The organism is Oenococcus kitaharae DSM 17330 (assembly GCF_000241055.1).
GTDB lineage: Bacteria > Bacillota > Bacilli > Lactobacillales > Lactobacillaceae > Oenococcus > Oenococcus kitaharae.
In genome coordinates, this window is sequence record NZ_CM001398.1 from 1,484,892 (window position 1) to 1,501,465 (window position 16,574).

15 protein-coding genes and 3 tRNA genes are annotated in these 16,574 nt (G+C 42.6%); 1 reads left to right on the forward strand and 17 read right to left on the reverse strand.

The features are described 5' to 3' along the window. Positions 1 to 428: 428 nt before the first annotated feature. Positions 429 to 1,124, forward strand: a complete 696-nt coding sequence (gene deoC / locus OKIT_RS07460; RefSeq protein WP_007746610.1) for a deoxyribose-phosphate aldolase — start codon at positions 429 to 431, stop codon at positions 1,122 to 1,124. A gap of 80 nt (positions 1,125 to 1,204) precedes the next feature. Here the strand turns inward: deoC and OKIT_RS07465 are convergent, their stop codons facing one another. The 17 genes from OKIT_RS07465 to OKIT_RS07545 all read right to left on the reverse strand — a co-directional run bounded on the left by OKIT_RS07465 (position 1,205) and on the right by OKIT_RS07545 (position 16,569). After that, positions 1,205 to 4,393, reverse strand: coding sequence for an MMPL family transporter (locus OKIT_RS07465; RefSeq protein ID WP_007746611.1), 3,189 nt, complete (start codon positions 4,391 to 4,393; stop codon positions 1,205 to 1,207). A 55-nt stretch (positions 4,394 to 4,448) separates the two neighbouring features. Continuing rightward, positions 4,449 to 5,030, reverse strand: coding sequence for a TetR family transcriptional regulator (locus OKIT_RS07470; protein WP_007746612.1), 582 nt, complete (start codon positions 5,028 to 5,030; stop codon positions 4,449 to 4,451). 93 nt (positions 5,031 to 5,123) lie between these two features. Then, positions 5,124 to 5,681: a GNAT family N-acetyltransferase gene (locus tag OKIT_RS07475; protein ID WP_007746613.1), complete on the reverse strand. Its 558-nt coding sequence runs from the start codon at positions 5,679 to 5,681 to the stop codon at positions 5,124 to 5,126. An 11-nt stretch (positions 5,682 to 5,692) separates the two neighbouring features. Beyond that, positions 5,693 to 5,935, reverse strand: coding sequence for a single-stranded DNA-binding protein (locus OKIT_RS07480; protein WP_007746615.1), 243 nt, complete (start codon positions 5,933 to 5,935; stop codon positions 5,693 to 5,695). 195 nt (positions 5,936 to 6,130) lie between these two features. After that, a tRNA-Leu gene (locus OKIT_RS07485) sits at positions 6,131 to 6,214 on the reverse strand. A 50-nt stretch (positions 6,215 to 6,264) separates the two neighbouring features. After that, positions 6,265 to 6,338 (reverse strand) — tRNA-His (locus OKIT_RS07490). 2 nt (positions 6,339 to 6,340) lie between these two features. After that, a tRNA-Trp gene (locus OKIT_RS07495) sits at positions 6,341 to 6,414 on the reverse strand. 86 nt (positions 6,415 to 6,500) lie between these two features. Continuing rightward, the gene (locus OKIT_RS07500) at positions 6,501 to 7,472 is read right to left on the reverse strand and encodes an ROK family glucokinase (RefSeq protein WP_007746616.1); all 972 of its coding nucleotides are present in this window, start codon (positions 7,470 to 7,472) and stop codon (positions 6,501 to 6,503) included. 61 nt (positions 7,473 to 7,533) lie between these two features. Beyond that, complete coding sequence (locus tag OKIT_RS07505) at positions 7,534 to 8,277, reverse strand: rhomboid family intramembrane serine protease (RefSeq protein WP_028291702.1); 744 nt, start codon at positions 8,275 to 8,277, stop codon at positions 7,534 to 7,536. Positions 8,278 to 8,297: 20 nt separating this feature from the next. After that, a complete protein-coding gene (gene pheT / locus OKIT_RS07510) occupies positions 8,298 to 10,730 on the reverse strand; it encodes a phenylalanine--tRNA ligase subunit beta (protein WP_007746618.1) in 2,433 nt (810 codons plus the stop codon). Next, a complete protein-coding gene (pheS, locus tag OKIT_RS07515) occupies positions 10,731 to 11,774 on the reverse strand; it encodes a phenylalanine--tRNA ligase subunit alpha (RefSeq protein WP_007746619.1) in 1,044 nt (347 codons plus the stop codon). A gap of 233 nt (positions 11,775 to 12,007) precedes the next feature. After that, positions 12,008 to 12,316 carry a winged helix-turn-helix transcriptional regulator gene (locus OKIT_RS07520; protein WP_007746620.1) on the reverse strand — a complete coding sequence of 103 codons (309 nt, stop codon included), beginning with the start codon at positions 12,314 to 12,316 and terminating at the stop codon, positions 12,008 to 12,010. A 21-nt stretch (positions 12,317 to 12,337) separates the two neighbouring features. After that, complete coding sequence (locus OKIT_RS07525; protein WP_007746622.1) at positions 12,338 to 13,105, reverse strand: TrmH family RNA methyltransferase; 768 nt, start codon at positions 13,103 to 13,105, stop codon at positions 12,338 to 12,340. Further along, positions 13,105 to 14,133 (reverse strand): membrane protein insertase YidC, encoded by a 1,029-nt coding sequence (yidC, locus tag OKIT_RS07530; protein WP_007746624.1) that lies wholly within the window; start codon positions 14,131 to 14,133, stop codon positions 13,105 to 13,107. Before yidC ends, OKIT_RS07525 begins: the two co-directional genes overlap by 1 nt. Positions 14,134 to 14,144: 11 nt before the next feature. After that, the gene (locus tag OKIT_RS07535; protein WP_007746626.1) at positions 14,145 to 14,699 is read right to left on the reverse strand and encodes a YceD family protein; all 555 of its coding nucleotides are present in this window, start codon (positions 14,697 to 14,699) and stop codon (positions 14,145 to 14,147) included. Continuing rightward, positions 14,696 to 15,829 (reverse strand): nucleotidyltransferase, encoded by a 1,134-nt coding sequence (locus tag OKIT_RS07540; RefSeq protein ID WP_007746627.1) that lies wholly within the window; start codon positions 15,827 to 15,829, stop codon positions 14,696 to 14,698. Before OKIT_RS07540 ends, OKIT_RS07535 begins: the two co-directional genes overlap by 4 nt. Beyond that, the gene (locus OKIT_RS07545) at positions 15,826 to 16,569 is read right to left on the reverse strand and encodes a class I SAM-dependent DNA methyltransferase (RefSeq protein ID WP_007746628.1); all 744 of its coding nucleotides are present in this window, start codon (positions 16,567 to 16,569) and stop codon (positions 15,826 to 15,828) included. The genes OKIT_RS07540 and OKIT_RS07545 overlap by 4 nt, the downstream gene beginning before the upstream one ends. Positions 16,570 to 16,574: the final 5 nt, after the last annotated feature.

The following is a 16,574-nucleotide window of genomic DNA, read 5'->3' on the forward strand; positions in this document are numbered from 1 at the left end:
ACATATGGTTTTTTATTCAAGCGTATGTCAATACGATTTATCTATATTAATAAATTTCTTTTGGAATTTTTAATATTTTTAAATTCATATGTTGCAAAATGAATTGATAATATGTGTCTAAAGCACTTAAATTAAGCCAACATTTCTTGAAAAAAAACTCGAACTTGAATATTATATAAAAAGGAAGCGTTTTCTATTTTTTCATGAATTATTGTGAAATCGCTTCCATAGTATTTTAAATATATGCCTCATGTGTATAAATGGATACCTTATTTCGATTAAATATGATTGAGTTTCTCGCCAGCGAGTCCCTTGTGTCGAAACTCCCCTCCCCGACTTTAATCAAGATTATCTATCAGAATCATATTAAGTTTTCAAATAAATCAAAAATTCGTCACAATGAAATTTAGCGGCAGATAAGGAAAAACATGTCATTAACTACACTTACCACTGACCAATTAGCCCAGATGATTGATCATACCTTTTTAAAAGCCTATGCACAGGAGCAGGATTTAAAGTGCCTTTGTGATGAAGCTAAAGCAAACCATTTTAAAATGGTTGCAATTAATTCGATGCCCGTAGCCTTTTGCCACGAACAACTCAAAGAGACAGATATTCATGTTGGTGCAGCCATTAGTTTTCCACTTGGCCAAACAACTATTGAAGCAAAAACATTCGAAAGCAGAGATGCAATAAAAAATGGTGCCGATGAAATAGACTATGTTTTAAATATTGGCAAACTGAAGGATAGAAAACTTGCTTACATCGAAAAAGAAATGGCGACAATGGTTAATCTTTGCCATAGCAATCATGTTCTTGTAAAAGTGATTCTTGAGACTTGCTACTTAGATAATACGGATATTGTCAATGCTTGTCAGATTGCCAAAAGGATTAAGCCTGATTTCGTTAAAACATCAACCGGCTTTGGAAGCGCTGGTGCCACAGTAGAAAATGTCCGCCTGATGAAAGAGACAGTCGGTGATGACGTCAAAGTCAAGGCGGCTGGCGGGATTCAAACACTCCGAGATGTATTATCAATGATTGCTGCAGGTGCCCAGAGAATCGGCACAAGCCACGGCGTCGAAATTATTAATCAGATGAAGCAATCTCAGCAAGATAACTAGGGGTTTCAGTCTAAAACAAAGGGACTTGTTCCTATAAAAAATGAGTAGGCAGTACCCACTCATTTTTTGAAGCATTTATTTTACTTTGATTCGCGTTCAAATCTTTTCATTGAAGCGAATTTACGCCTCAGCATCCAATCGCTGATAGTAATAACAGCCGGAATAAACATTGGAATTGTCACAAATGCCAGGATCAACAGTCCTGTGATGACCACAATCGGTACCTGAATCAAGGTCAGAATACCTGATGGAATCATAGCGGCAAAAGTACCACCTAAGATCACAACAGCCGACATGACAACTTTACCAAGACGGTTTGAAGCAGAAACCAAACGCTCGACTGTAGTACCTCTCTCCTCGTTGAAAGCCATCATAACAAAAATCGCATAATCGACACCCAAAGCAATCAGCATGATAAAACTAAAGAAAGGCACGTTCCAAGACAACATGTTTCTTCCCAAAAGAATCTGACTGATTTTTTCACCAATACCTAGGGACACGAAGTAAGTACCCGCTAGAGAAGCCACAATCGTGACAGCGTAAAGCGTGGAATGTGTAATTAAAATCATGACTAGCGTGATACCAATCAGCATAATAATGGCAGTCCGCAGAAAATCAGAAGTCGAAATCTGCTGCAGATCAAAATTCTGCATACTCGTGCCCGTGATACCGATTTTTGCATGATCCAGTCCAGATTGATTGAGCGAGCGCGTTGCTACTTGTTTAATATGATTGGCAACCCCGATAGCCGGATGAGAAAACGGATTTAGCTTCAAGATGACTGTTAATTGCGTGGTCTTGCGATTCGGACTCATATACTGGTCCAAAGAACGCTTAAAGGTCTTTGAATGCAGAACTGAATCCGGCACATTCAGCCATTCGCTAGAAGAATTGCCAACCAGCCCCTTAACGTAACTTTGGCCTTGATTTAGGCCCTGGCCTACTTGATTAAGGCCATTAGAGGCACGGTCCAAACCATTTTTCAATTCGCGGCTCCGTGAAGCCAAGCCGTCCAAAGCCGTCTTCATTTGCTGCTGACCAGATTGTATTTGTGCCAATCCATTAGTCAAGTCACTTGTCCGCGCAGCAATTTCGCCTGCGCCGCTGGCGCCTTGCTGCATACCTGAAGATAATTGACCGGCACCAGTCCGCATTTGTGCAATACCAGACTGCATGGCGCCAAGACCGTTATCGACACGAGTCAAATTACTTTTAAGATCATTCAATTGCCGTTTTAAACTATCAAGCTGAGCTAAATTATTAGACTGCGAATCTAATATGGTTTCCATAGATGAATTAAGCTGGGCTGTAATCTGAGACAAAATCGCCTGCAGGACAGTTGGCAGAGTCTTTGATAAGACTGGAACATCAGCAGGACTTATTTGTCCGCTGGCCACACCCTGCTGAATCGTCTGTGTCACAATATCGCCAATTTTATCCGGAGTCAAGCTAGCTGCAAGACTGCTTTGCATACTTTGAATTTGGCCTCTAATCTGGGCCGATGTTGGAATGGAATTAGGATCCAATTGGTTCAGCCGTCCCAGAATCTGATCAACACCACCCTTTAACTGATCGGTGCTATCTGACAAAGTAGCTAAAGCACCATTCAACTGATCAGCGCCTGCTGCACCGCTAGCTAAACGAGATTGCAGTGTGTTTAAAGCTGTTTGAAGCTGATTGGCACCACTACTTAATTGACCTGTACCGTCAATCAGACGCTGGACGCCGTTCGTATTTGTCTGCTGGCGGCCAAGCTGGTCACTGGCATTTTTCAGGCCATTATTGATTGTTGAAACACCAGATCCCGCTTGGCTAATGCCTGAATTCAAAGTTTTCAGCTGGTTATTCACATAGAGCTGATTAATCCGGTCGCCTAAAGGACGCGTGACGCCCATGACCGTGCTAACGTCTTTGTCGTCTTTTAACCTATTTTGAAGCATATCCAAGGCATACAGCTGCTGGTTATTATCCAACTGTTTATCGCCAGAAATAATCAAGGTCATCGGCGATGAAAAGCCGGCTGGAAAATGTTTTTGAATCAAATTAATGCCGCGTTTTGATTCATATTGATTCGGAACTTCCCATAAGTCATTAAAATTCAAACGGTTGGAAAACATCATTGCCAAAGGCAGGGCGATAACAATCGTTGCCAAGGCTGTGACCACGCTATGTTTCACAGCTGCTGAAGTCAATCCATGCCAAATCTTAGAACCGCCTTCGCCATCAAAATTCTTAGACGGCCAATATAATCCGTGGCCAAACAAGCTCATCAAAGCTGGTGTCAGCGTAATTAGCACCAGCAAAAGAATCAGAACAGAAATCGCAACAGCACTCGTGGCCTGATAGAGACTGAATTTAGCTAAAGCCAGTGTTGAAAATCCGATTAAGACAGAGGAGCCGGAGAACAGAATCGTTTTACCGGCAGAAAACAATGTTTTCACTGCGATTTCATTCGCGTTCTGTCCAGGATTCAGCCCAAGTTCTCTTTTGAATCTCGTATAAAAGAGAATATTATAGTCGGTCCCAATACCAAAGAGAACCACCACCATAAAGACTTGTGTGAAGTTTGAAAATGGAAAATTGTAACTTTGTACAAGATTCGTGACCAAGGAAAATGAGGTTAGAAAAGAAATGCCTACAGTCAGCAGACTGATCACGGGAATGATTGGCGTCTTGAAAACAAGCACAAGGATGATCAAGATGAAGACAATTGCAATAACCTCAGTTTTCTTAACGCCATCCTGCGTTGCCGAAGCAAAGTCGTGGTTAACAAGACTACTGCCCGTCATATTCAAACGCAAATGGTCGGCTTTTAACGCCCGCTGAATTTTCGCGCTTCGCTGGCTAATTTGATTTTGATTAGACTTCACAGAGATTTGTACCAACATCGTGGTCTGATCTTTAGAGGTCAGCTGTTGGCGAACAGATTTACCATCCAGGAGCGACGTAATCGCTGTGATGTGATATTTGGCGCGATTCTGGGACACTTTCCTGACTGCGCTGCGAATTTCTGAAATCTGCCTTTTGGTTAATTTTTTATTTGCACCGCTGTTATAAACTGCAATGATATCGCTGCTGACAGCTTCTCCCGGATTTAATTTCTTTTGTAAACGACGGCCTTCAGAAACATTGGCCGATCTTGGTACCGTAATCTGCCCCTTGTTTTGAACAAGTTGAGACACATTCGGCAAAGCAAAAACAGCCACAACCGCTGCCAGCAACCAAAAGATAATAATAAAAATACGTGTTTTCTTTAAAAATCTTGCCATGTTATGCTCCAATAAATGAATGAATGAATGATCGTTCCTTTTTTAACCAAAAAAATTATTTGCTTGAAACGGCCCGCCATGTCGCTTCTTCTAATGCGTAAACAAAATCTTTCGAAGCCGTGTACTTATGATTAATCAACAACTTTGAGATTGGAATCAAAGGCCCATATACCAATGACACGATTGATTTGGGATCCAGATCTACGACGTCGCCTCTTTGCTGCCCTTTATCAATAATCGTCGTAATAAAATTCCACAACTTATCAAAGCTTGCGTGACTCCGCTCGTCTAGATATTTGCCTTCATCATGCAGATTAATGAAGACAAATGCCTGTGTATTGTCGACTACATAACCCCAAAGACTTTGGAACAGATGGTGAAACTGGATTCTTGTGTCCATGCCATTTGGAAAATCAGATTCCAAGCGCTGGTCAAATTCAGTCATAATCCTAAAAAAGAGTGCGTTAACCAAAGCTTCCTTGGATGTAAAATAACGGTAAATCGTGCCCGCTCCAACATCGGCAAGCGTCGAAATATCCGGCATTGTGGTCCCATAAAAACTTCTTTGAGAAAACAGCTGCAAGGCCGCTTTTAAGATGGCCTCTTTTTTATTTACTTTTTTGATTGTCTCGGTCATATTTTCCTAAAAATGAAAGAATATTCATTCCTACTCAAAAGATACTAACACAATTGAGTAAAAAAAGTCCAATTATGGACTTTTTTCATCAATTTATGCTTTTTTGTATTCCGCTGCCAGCATTGAATAAACTTCTAAATCCCGATACTTGCCAGCCACGAAGTATTCTTCCCTTAAAGTGCCTTCGTGCTGAAATCCTAAACGTTTCGCAACCGCTTGACTTTTGAGATTCTCGCTCTCGGCCATGATAATAATTTTGTTAAAGGCCAGCTCCCCAAAAGCGATTTCAATTAGCTGACGGAGTGATTGAGTGACAATGCCGCTGCCCTGGTAGCTGCTCGACAGCCAATAACCCACTTCGGCCCGATGATGGTGGTTGCTGATATTATGCAGATCAATCATACCAATGGCTTTGCCATCGACTTCAATCGTAAGCTCTAACAATGAATTCTTTGCATTCTGCTGACGGGCATAATCAATAAAACGCAGTTCATCCTGCACGTTATTTGTCTCTTTTGTCCAAGACATCCAGCGGGATAAACTTTCCCTGTCCTGATTAATCTGCTCGATCAGATCTTTTGCTTGACTTTGATCAGGAAAAAGTAGCCTTACCTGATGTTGATTGATACTAAACTCTGAAAAAATAAACAAACCAAACTCCTTTAATATTTGAGATATTGACGGCGATTGTTTTCGTCCTTATCCGTTAATTCTTTGACATGCGGATACATACCCTGCCGAACCTGACGCAGGAAAAAATTACCCGCCATGACGCGATCACCAATATATAGGTCTCGCCAAGCCTCTTGACCATACAAATCAGGTAAAGAAAAAGTCGTCCCTGTTTTTAATTGCTCCAACTGTGAGTTAACTTTTTGAAAAATCTGATCTAATTGTCCATTCATTGCGTAATCCTTGAATAAATCATACGCCATCATGACGATCAATTACTTCACTAACAAGCTGCTTCACATTTTTTTGTTCAAATTGCCAATCAGGAAAACCATACCTTAATGCAAATCTCCACATGACAAACGGCCCTATTCAGCAAACTCAGGTATAAAAAAAGCACCTCACAAACTATTATGAAATGCTTTATTTGCCGTCGGTGGGAGTCGAACCCACACGGTGTTGCCACCACTGGATTTTGAGTCCAGCGCGTCTGCCAATTCCGCCACAACGGCATTTGAATCACGAATATAAATTATAGCAAGAATCCTATGAAACTTGCAAGGGCGGTATGTGGGACTCGAACCCACGCGTGCCGGTACCACAAACCGGTGTGTTCACCAACTTCACCAATACCGCCATGGCAGGGATAGAGGGAATCGAACCCCCGCTAACGGTTTTGGAGACCGCTGTACTACCTCTATACTATATCCCTATATAATCAGTCCACTAGGCTCTGACAGGAGCGAAGCCAACTGAATCATTTTACCAAATAATGATACGAATTTGAAGCACGAAAGCTTATTTTTCAATAAATTCTCTAGCTAAGCTCGCAGCACCGATAACACCAGCATCATTTCCCAAAGCTGCCAAGCGAAGCTTCGTTGAAGAACGAACTGATGAAAAAGCGTACTTCGTCCAATTAGCTTTGACCTTGTCAAGCAGAAAATCACCCGCAGCCGAAACGCCACCACCGATAACAACGTAAGCTGGGTTCAAAATATTAGACAAAGCTGCTGTTGCATAACCTAGATAATAGGCCATTTTGTTAACAACTTCGTTAGCCAAAAAGTCGCCGCCCTTGGCCAAATCAAAGACAATTTTAGAAGTTACTTCATCCCCATTGTCCAGCATTGCTTTCAGCTTTGAATCACCCTCGTATTCATCAGCAAAATCACGTGCCAAATGAACAACACCAGTAGCTGAGCAATATTGTTCCAAACAACCGTGATTGCCGCAGGTGCACAAATAACCGCCCGGCTGGACAACCATATGACCAAACTCACCGCCGGCACCAAAGACGCCGCGAACCATTTGACCGTTGGCAATAATACCGCCGCCAACACCGGTACCAAGGGTAATGAAGGAGACGTTAGGGTTGTTTTCCCCAGCGCCCTTCCACTGCTCGCCAATGGCCGCCGAATTAGCGTCATTATCCATTGTGAAATTCAAACCAGTGCTTTTCTGAATTTGGTCGCGGACATGCTGAACATTTTTCCAGTTCAGATTGTAAGCCGCTTCGACAGTCCCTTTCTCACGGTTAACTGTGCCGGGTGTGCCCATGCCAATACCGATAATACGATCGCGATCCAGCTTCAGCAGATCCAGCCGGGCATTAATGGAATCGATAATATCAGGGACAATATGCGAACCATTGTCTAAGATATTAGTCGGAACCGACCATTTTTCCTGTATCTCTCCTGTATCCGTTAAAATAGCAAATTTAATGGTCGTACCGCCAAGGTCGACACCAATTAATTTATCTTTAGCCATAATTACCTCATTAATAGATTAATTTTTTTTTCCAATAAACACAAGCGCTTTCAAATGATTCTCATAAAATTTTCATTCTAAAAGCAAAATAGACAAAAGGCAGAAGCAGCACAATTATGGCCAATATTCGAGCCGGCTGCTTGATACGGCCATAAACCGAAGTTGGAAAATCAAATATGATGGCTAACAAGCTGCCGGAAATCAATCCGCCGATATGAGCCCAAATATCCACGCTAGGATCGTTAAGATTACCAATTAGGTTGAATACAGCCAAGGCAGCAAAAATGATGAGCTGACGTCTAAAAACAAAATTATTGCGATTATACCAGCCGCTCACAATCATCACGCCAAAAAGGCCGAATAATGCGCCTGATGCCCCAACAGAGACAACGTTGGGATTAGGGTCAAAAATAAACGTTAACAGGTTTCCCCAAACTCCCGTGATCAAATAAATCAAAAGAAATTTCCCTTTGCCAAAAAGCTTTTCAACAAAAGGCCCTACAATCACCAGTGTCAGCATATTTGAAAAGATATGCATCAACGAAGCATGAAGGAAGATAGGCGTAAAAGCGCGATACCACTCGCCGGACATAAAAAGGCTGTCAACACCGCCGCCTAAGAGCACCAAAGATTGGATTGAAGGGCCGTTAATGAATCGGGAAACTAAATAAAAAACACTGACCGGCTGTCCTGAGGACAAAATCAAAAAACCATCAAACAGAATCTGCAGCAGGTAAACGGCAACCGTTAATACAAAAAGCGTCATCGTGACCGGCGGGAGTATACGCCAAATGGATTTCCTCATATCTACAAGCTTAGCAAAAATTATCTTGTCGTGACCTGCAATTGATCAAAAAGTGCTGTACTAATTCTCGTCATTGCGGCATTAACAATTTCATCTGTCAAAGTTGCATCTGGATTAACAAACTGCAGGCGATATGAAAGTGATTTTTTATGCTGGCCCAATTCAGTACCTTCATAGACATCCACCAAGTTAACCTGGCGCAGATAAGCGCCAGCATTCTTGGCAATAATCGAAACAATATCAGCAGCCTGCAGGTTTTGATCCACTAGCAGCGAAAGATCGCGTTCAATCGCAGGAAACTTGTCTAGTGGACGATAATCAGTGCCATGCTGGCATCGGTCATGAATCAAATTATTATCCAGCTGGAAAACAAAGGTCCGTCCCAGCTTGTATTGACTAGCTAATTGCGGATTAATTTGTCCGACAAAGCCTAAGTACTGATCATCTAGATAGATATCTGCCGTCTGCCCAGGATGCATCTCAGTGTGGCTTTGGGATTTTTGAAAATGGATCTTTCCTTTCAAGTTCAGCTTGTCCAGTAATGTTGACAGTAAACCCTTAATATCATAAAAATCATAGCCTTGATTACTGTGATGCCAGTCAGCTGCCGGTTGTCCGGAAATTACCGCAGCAATTTGCTGCTTTTCGATTGGCAGTTGATCAGGATCGTTATCTGGACGCCCGTAAAAAACATCGCCTGTTTCAAAAAGCCGGATATCAGATATCTTTCTTGCCGCATTATAGGCGGCTGCTTGAATCAACGTAGCCAAGACAGATTGGCGCATCACGGCGTGTTCCTGACTCATCGGATAGGCTAATTTGACCAGTGGATGGGCTTGAGACGTAAATTGTGAGGCAAATTCCCTTGTGGTGAGCGAATATGAAATTGCTTGTGTCAAACCTAGGGCTAATAAAATCCCTCGAATCGATCGGTCCAATTTTTGATCCGCGGTCAGGCCGGATTTCTGATTGACAGCCTGTGGCAGATGAGCTGGTATTTTATCGTAACCATAAATACGGACAAATTCCTCGATTAAATCAGCTTTAATCGTAATGTCTGGTCGGCGTTGCGGGACCGTGACAAGGAAATTTTCACCTTCTTGTTCGAATGCAAAAGAGAGCCGCCGCCAAATATCTGCCGCATCGTCAAGACTGGCCTGCGTACCTAAATAACCATTAATATCGCTTAATGAGATGGCAATCCGCTTTTCTTTAGCAATATCAGCCTGTGCTTCAATCACTCCCTGAGCAATTTCGCCACCAGCCAGGTCCTTAATCAAGGCAGCTGCATAATCCAATGCTTTATGTGAGTTGCTGACATCAATACCGCGTTCAAAACGCTGACTTGCTTGTGAATGGAGATTAAAACGGCGAGCTGTTTTACGGATCAAAACAGGATCAAAAACAGCCGATTCCAAAACCACATTGTGCGTATTTTCAGTCACTTCAGACTGCGATCCGCCCATCACTCCTGCTAGCATCTGCGGATCCTGACCATCATAGACAACAATATCCTCGCCAGCTTTCAGTTGGCGTTTTTCACCATCTAAAGTTGTGATCGTCTCGTCCGACGACAAAGCCACTCTGATCTCATGATGGTGTAATTGATCAAGATCAAAAACATGCATGGGCTGTCCCAAAAGCAGCATGACATAATTTGTCACATCCACTAAATTATTTATCGGACGAATCCCGGAATTCCAAAGCCGCCGCTGCAGCCATAATGGACTTTCCTTAACGGTTACATGATTAACGATCCTTAGATAATAAGGATTTGCCAAAGTTGGATCGACGCTGACACTAATTTGTGAAGCAGCGGTTTGATCAGATTCCTGCAGATCAAAGTCAATTTTTTTGAAGTCTTTTTCAAACAAAGCAGAAAATTCGTACAAATTGCCTCTAATCGACAGCATATCACCACGATTAGCAGTCAGCTCTGTGTCAATCATCAAATCGTCAATGCCCAGAGCCTTCACAGCGTCATCGCCAGGCTGAACCTCTGAATCAGCTGGAAAAACATAAATACCAGCTTCATGTTTTTTTGGCGCAATGGCATCATCAAAACCAATTTCCTGCAGTGACACCAGCATTCCCTGACTAATTTGGCCATCCAGCTCAGTTGCTTCGATCAGCTTATTTTCTGGCAAATGTGCACCTGGCAATGCCAAAACAACCAACTGGCCTTGGGCCACATTTGGTGCGCCGGTGACAACTTGATAATCTTTCTTACCCGCATTGACAATCGTGATCTTCAAATGGGTCGAATTTTCAATTGACCGTACTTCCAGCACTTGCCCGACAACGAGCCCTGTAGATTGCGGAATCTGATAACCTTTGTCCTCAACCTCCGTCGAAGTCAACGCCAGTTTGTCAGAAATTTTTTGAGCATCCGCCTCATTATTTACCGGAAAATCCGGCATAAATTCTTTGATCCAATTAACTGAAATTTTCATTTATTTGCCCACCTGACTGAATTGCTTTAGGAAACGAAGATCATCTAGATAAAAATTGCGAATATCGTCGATACCGTATTTAATCATGGCAAAGCGATCCGGACCCAAACCAAAGGCAAAACCCGTATACTCTTCTGGATCAATATGAGCCATCTTTAAGACATTAGGGTGTACCATTCCAGCACCCAAAACCTCAATCCAGCGAATGTCCTCTGCTGGGGTCTGGTCATCAACGATATTCCAACTAATATCAACTTCTAAACTAGGTTCCGTAAAAGGAAAATAGCTCTGACGAAAACGCATTGCATGGCCTTTTCCAAACAGTTCATCAGTTAATGCCTGCAAGGTGCCCTTCAAATCTGCGAGTGTGATCCCCTTGCCCACTACAAGGCCTTCAACTTGATGGAACTGGTGGGAGTGGGTCGCATCATCGTTATCACGCCGATAAACTTTTCCAGGACTGACCATTTTCAGAGGGCCTGTAGCAAAATCATGTCTGTCCATCGCACGTGCCTGCATGGCTGAAGTCTGAGTCCGGAGCAGGATATTTGGCGTCAAATAAAAAGTATCCTGCATATCACGGGCCGGATGATCTTTAGGCAGATTCATACGAGCAAAGTTAAATTCGTCGGTCTCGACTTCTGTCCCATACATCACCTGAAAACCCTGGCTGATAAAGTGATCTTCGATCTGATCCTGAATCTGCTGAAGAACATGTTTCGTGCCGATTGTGACTGTTTTTCCAGGCAAAGTGACATCAATTTGCTCGGCAGCTAATTGACGATCAAGCAGTGCTTTTGCTAAACGTGCTCTTTTGTCTTCGATCTGCTCTTCCAAATTGTGTCGAATTTCATTAGCTAATTGGCCGACTAAGGGCCGCTGATCCGGAGCCAAATCTTTAAGGCCCTTCAAAATTTTTGTGAGATCGCCTTTTTTACCTAACAAATGAACGCGGATGTCTTCAACCGCATCATCAGTTTTCGAGAGACTGAGCTGTTGAACAACCCTTTCTTGCAAACTTTTTAATTTCTCTTTGATATCCATTTTCGCCCTAACTAATAAAAAAATCCCTTATGCCGTTAAGCATAAGGGACGAATTATCGTGTTACCACCCATTTTTTTAGGAAATAAATTTCCTAACTCTAGTTGTCAATAACGGAACAACCCGTTGGTGATTAACCAAAATACTCGAAAGTGAAATTCAGCCTTCACCACCACCGGCTCTCACTGTTCCGGTTCGCTTTGCGTGTCAGGACTTACTAGTCTTTCTCAAATTTTTAAATATTATTTGCTGCCCAGCTTGAAATTTCTGACATGAGCGGCCGCATCGAAAAACCCTTCTCGGTCAAACGGTAGCCAAATTTGCCATTATCCGGACAACAACCACGTTCAATGATACCAGCGTCTTCTAATTCTTTCAAACGAACTGTCAAAACACGGTCACTGCAAGCATGCACTGTCCTAGATAGTTCCGTAAAATGCAAAGATCCGTCTGGGCTGTCAAGCAGTGTCTGAATAATCAAACCATTCCACTTTCTTCCAAGGATTTCAAATGCTGATTCTGTTAATTCTAGTCTTCCGGCCATACTTACATATTATAAGCAAATTCAATTTAATGCAAACATTAAGATGCCGCCGGCAACAGCAACGTTCAAAGATTCTGCCTTGCCGAGAAAATTAATATGCAAATTGGCAGACGTTTTTGCCAATAATTCGGGATCCAATCCTTGCCCCTCATTTCCTAGAATGAGCGCAAAGGATTTTTCTGGGACGACTGTCTTATAGTCAACAGACGTATCAGAGAGCGTTGTTCCATAAACATCGTAATTATTTTCTTCCAAATCATCAATCCATGTCGCCAGATCGACATCCTTAATGACTTTCAAATGAAACTGGCTGCCTTGCATAGCTCTAACAACTTTTGGCCCAAAAGGATCGGCTGAACCCACAGATAGAGCCACGCCAGTAAACCCAGCCGCATCAGCTGTTCTAACCAGCGTTCCCACGTTGCCTGGATCTTGAATGCGATCCAGCAAAAGCCACTGGCCGGCATGCACATACTTAGAATCAAAAGAATTGTTAGGCAGACTGGTCTGCGCAAAAATACCTTGTGGATTGTTTGTCTTCGCAATATGGCGGGCCACTTCGTCAGTCACCTGAAAAGCAGGGACACCCTGCGGCACATCGGCCAAATGTTCATCCATTTGTGCCTCGGTCGCAATTACAGCCTGAATTGGTGCTGCTTGGTTCAATGCTTCCTGAACCAGGTGCCAGCCATCTAACAAGTAACTGCCGGATTGCTGCCTGCCCTTTGCCGTTTGAAGGCTGGTCCATAACTTAACTCTTGAATTCTGATTCGACGTAATAATTTCCATTATATTTTTGGCTTCCTGTGCTGTTTTCCGGCATTCCTTGCACCGGTATCAGTGATTTTCTGTGACCCATTTCCCTTTTGATTGTTTACATTATTATTGGCAAACGCGCTAACCGCTTCTGCCGCTGGCTGGTCGCTGCCCGCTTTTGCTAATAAGTCATCAGCCACATTCTTAACTGTAAACTCTTTTCGAATCTTTTCTTGAAGCTTTGGCCTTATTTTCAGAAGAATATAAGATTGAATTAAGACGAAAAAGCCGCCAACCAAGAAGTACAGGCCCAAGGCCGCTGATTGAAATATCGAAAAGAAGAAAATGGAAATTGGACTGATCCAGATCATAGTCTGCATCTGTTTACGTTGAGCCTCTGGTGCCATTTTCAGGCTGATCATAGACTGCCCAACATAAAATAAGGCCGCAATCACAGCAATAATCAAAGATGGACGATAAAGTGCAATACCAAAAAAATGAGCGCCGTTCAGCAAAAATCCAGAATTATAAGTTGCCGGATTGATATTATCAGTCGCCAATACGCTGGTCGACAATCTGATGGCTGTATATAAAGCAGAGATAATCGGCAGTTGGATCAGCATAGACAAAAAATTAATGCCGCCCATCATCGAAACATTATTTTCACGATAAACGGCCATCATCGCTGAATTAATAGCCATTTTTTCCTGCTGTGTGCTGGCTTTTTTCATAGCCTCTTGGATCTTGGATAGCTGCGGCTGCAACATGGCCATTTTTTCAGCCTGAATCGTACCTTGCCGCTGCTGGTCGAACATGATCGGCAGCAATACTAAACGAATCACAGCTGTAATGATTATAATCGCAAACCCAATGCCGTTTGTCGACTTAAAAACATCATTAGCCATCCAGTCCATGAAGCCAACCATGTACTGGCCGATCCACTGCCAGGTTCTGCCGCTTTTAGTATAGCCGCCAAAAACTAGCAGAACTTCCAAGGCAATTAAAGCGAAAATGATCAAACGCCGAACTAATTGCCACATACTTGTTTTTTCTTTACTCATAAAATACTATTTTACCTATCTTTTTTATTTTCTGGTTCATCCGGGAAGAAGTCACCAAGGCTTTGCGTCTGCGGCCCCTGAACATCTTGTTCGGGTGCTACATAGTTTTCATCGCTGATTATCTGCCAGCCATCCCCAGAAAGTGGGTTATCCGCCGTCTCTTCAGGTGTATATGCTGTCATTGGCAAATCAGTGATAATGTTTTCCAAAATAATGGCATCAAGATCAATCTGATTCTTCTCAACAAGAAATACCTGCTCGCTATGGTCAAAGCTGTCCAAGGTTTCCTCGTCCTGTACATACAATTCATTGACTGGAATTTCAAACTGATATTGAACCGGCTTAAAACTTCGGGCAGAAGGCAGAATTGCTGTCCCCTTCAAGAGCAGATCCAACTTGATTTGGTCATTCTTCCCATAACTAATTTCACCGGTCACATGAACTGGCATTAAATCCAGCAGACGGTCAGAAAAATTTTCTTTGGCAGGCGCTGATAAATCAACCTGTTCATCAATGACCAAGGGGCTTTGACGATATTTTTGCAATTGTTGAACTAAAAATTTCATTTTTGAATTGGTGTCCTTGCCACATCCTGTGCTTGTGGGATAGCCATAATCTGCTGATAAACGAGACCGGCTTTATAATCGATATTAAGTTCCTTCACGGCCCGTTTTTGATCTAAATGACTGATGGTTGGAAAGGCAAATTGCGACTTATTTTCATGAAGATAACTGCGTCCGACATCATTGAAAGCCAATAAGCGATGATAAGGATGACTCATCGCGAGATTCATTTGGTCTACTTTAATATTCATTAATATGTAAGCTAAGACGCGATGCAGACGTGCAAAAGTATACCGCTTTGACTTAATCATCGCCAGAAAACTTTGAAAATCTTTCGGATTTTGTTCCATCGCTTGTTTGAAAAGATATTCCATCCCTTCACTAACCTGGTAAATGCCACGAAGCTGACCGTAGCCATCCGTGGACAAACGATATCTGAGAAGCTGAAACAATTCAGTCTCATATTCTTTAAAAACCAAGTTCTTCATGGGCGTGAAAGCTGATATATCGCCACCTTGACTTAAGATTTTTCGAATCGCAGTCGCAGAAGCAATTCTTTCTGTATTAGCTGTCTCGTCATGATAAGAGGCACCAACACGAGCTATTGTTTTCAAGGCCAGTCGATCTTCTAATCCTTGATTGAGAATAGCTCGTGCATAACTGAATGCTAAAATATCATTTGCATCTTCTAGGTAGAAACCACTTTTTTCAGCTAAAGCCGTCGCAAAATTACTGGCGTAAGTCTGATTCTTCGCGTCAAATTGAACTTGTCCCTGATCATCAGGTGCCTGCCTAGCTAAAGCAATAAAATCGGTGTCACTATGCTCAGCACCGCAAACAATTGTATCTACCTGCAAATCCGCTAATAATTTGACTGCACCATCGGCAAAAATATCTCCCGACTGCACAGCATAATAGAAAGGCAATTCAAAAACCAGATCTGCACCCGCAGTTAAGGCTGCCTGGGCGCGCTGCCATTTGTCGACAATTGCTGGCAAACCGCGCTGAACCCAGTTTCCCGACATCAGTACAATGACAATATCAGCGCCAGTCAGTTCTTTGGCATGCTGCAAATGATACAAGTGGCCGTTATGCAAGGGATTATACTCAGTTATGAGACCGACAGACTTCATGCTTTCTCCGCAGAAAAAAAGGCACGTGTCGTGTCTGGTCCGACCGGCTGCCTGCCAAAATCAGCCGAAATCTGAATATTGACAAAACCAGCCTGTTTCAACATTTGTGTGTAATCAGTCAAAGGGAATGCTTGTTCATGATGAACCTCCCGCACCAATTTGAAAGCATCGAGGCGCTCATCATAAATGAAAAACTTCAAATCATGATCCACTGAATTCTTCTCATCACCTGGAAAACTGCTCCACATGAAAATCTTCTCGGGATCATCGTCATTATTATACATGAAATTATCATAATGAACATTAACCTGGTAAGGTGTGATCACATCAAACAAAAAGCGGCCGCCAGAACTTAAATGCCGAAATACCTGAGCCAGGGCTCTAGCAAACTGCTGCTTATTAACTAAATAGTTCAATGAATCGGCAAAACTAGTAATGAGAGGAAACTGATCAGGTATCCCCCAATCTGCCGTCATATCTGCTTGAATCAAATCCAAATGGACTTCATTTTCTATGGCGTGTTTAGAAGCAAGACCAAGCATTTGTTCAGACAAATCGATAAGTGTCACCTGATACCCGGATTGTGATAGCAGAACTCCCAATCTGCCGGATCCACCAGCTAAATCAATCATCGGGCTGGCCGTGCTGCGTTCTTTCACAAAAGAAGCCCACTCCTCATAGAGATCAAGATCAAACAGTGAATCATAGAGATCGGCAAACGTTGAGTAATTATCAGCCATGGGAA

Excerpts from the sequence above, each read along its gene's own strand:
- OKIT_RS07540 (WP_007746627.1), bottom strand. The coding sequence starts at position 15,829 with ATGAAGTCTGTCGGTCTCATAACTGAGTATAATCCCTTGCATAACGGC.
- deoC (WP_007746610.1), top strand. The coding sequence starts at position 429 with ATGTCATTAACTACACTTACCACTGACCAATTAGCCCAGATGATTGAT.
- OKIT_RS07470 (WP_007746612.1), bottom strand. The coding sequence starts at position 5,030 with ATGACCGAGACAATCAAAAAAGTAAATAAAAAAGAGGCCATCTTAAAA.
- yidC (WP_007746624.1), bottom strand. The coding sequence starts at position 14,133 with ATGAGTAAAGAAAAAACAAGTATGTGGCAATTAGTTCGGCGTTTGATC.
- pheT (WP_007746618.1), bottom strand. The coding sequence starts at position 10,730 with ATGAAAATTTCAGTTAATTGGATCAAAGAATTTATGCCGGATTTTCCG.
- OKIT_RS07505 (WP_028291702.1), bottom strand. The coding sequence starts at position 8,277 with ATGAGGAAATCCATTTGGCGTATACTCCCGCCGGTCACGATGACGCTT.
- pheS (WP_007746619.1), bottom strand. The coding sequence starts at position 11,774 with ATGGATATCAAAGAGAAATTAAAAAGTTTGCAAGAAAGGGTTGTTCAA.
- OKIT_RS07525 (WP_007746622.1), bottom strand. The coding sequence starts at position 13,105 with ATGGAAATTATTACGTCGAATCAGAATTCAAGAGTTAAGTTATGGACC.
- OKIT_RS07500 (WP_007746616.1), bottom strand. The coding sequence starts at position 7,472 with ATGGCTAAAGATAAATTAATTGGTGTCGACCTTGGCGGTACGACCATT.
- OKIT_RS07465 (WP_007746611.1), bottom strand. The coding sequence starts at position 4,393 with ATGGCAAGATTTTTAAAGAAAACACGTATTTTTATTATTATCTTTTGG.
- OKIT_RS07535 (WP_007746626.1), bottom strand. The coding sequence starts at position 14,699 with ATGAAATTTTTAGTTCAACAATTGCAAAAATATCGTCAAAGCCCCTTG.
- OKIT_RS07480 (WP_007746615.1), bottom strand. The coding sequence starts at position 5,935 with ATGAATGGACAATTAGATCAGATTTTTCAAAAAGTTAACTCACAGTTG.
- OKIT_RS07545 (WP_007746628.1), bottom strand. The coding sequence starts at position 16,569 with ATGGCTGATAATTACTCAACGTTTGCCGATCTCTATGATTCACTGTTT.
- OKIT_RS07520 (WP_007746620.1), bottom strand. The coding sequence starts at position 12,316 with ATGGCCGGAAGACTAGAATTAACAGAATCAGCATTTGAAATCCTTGGA.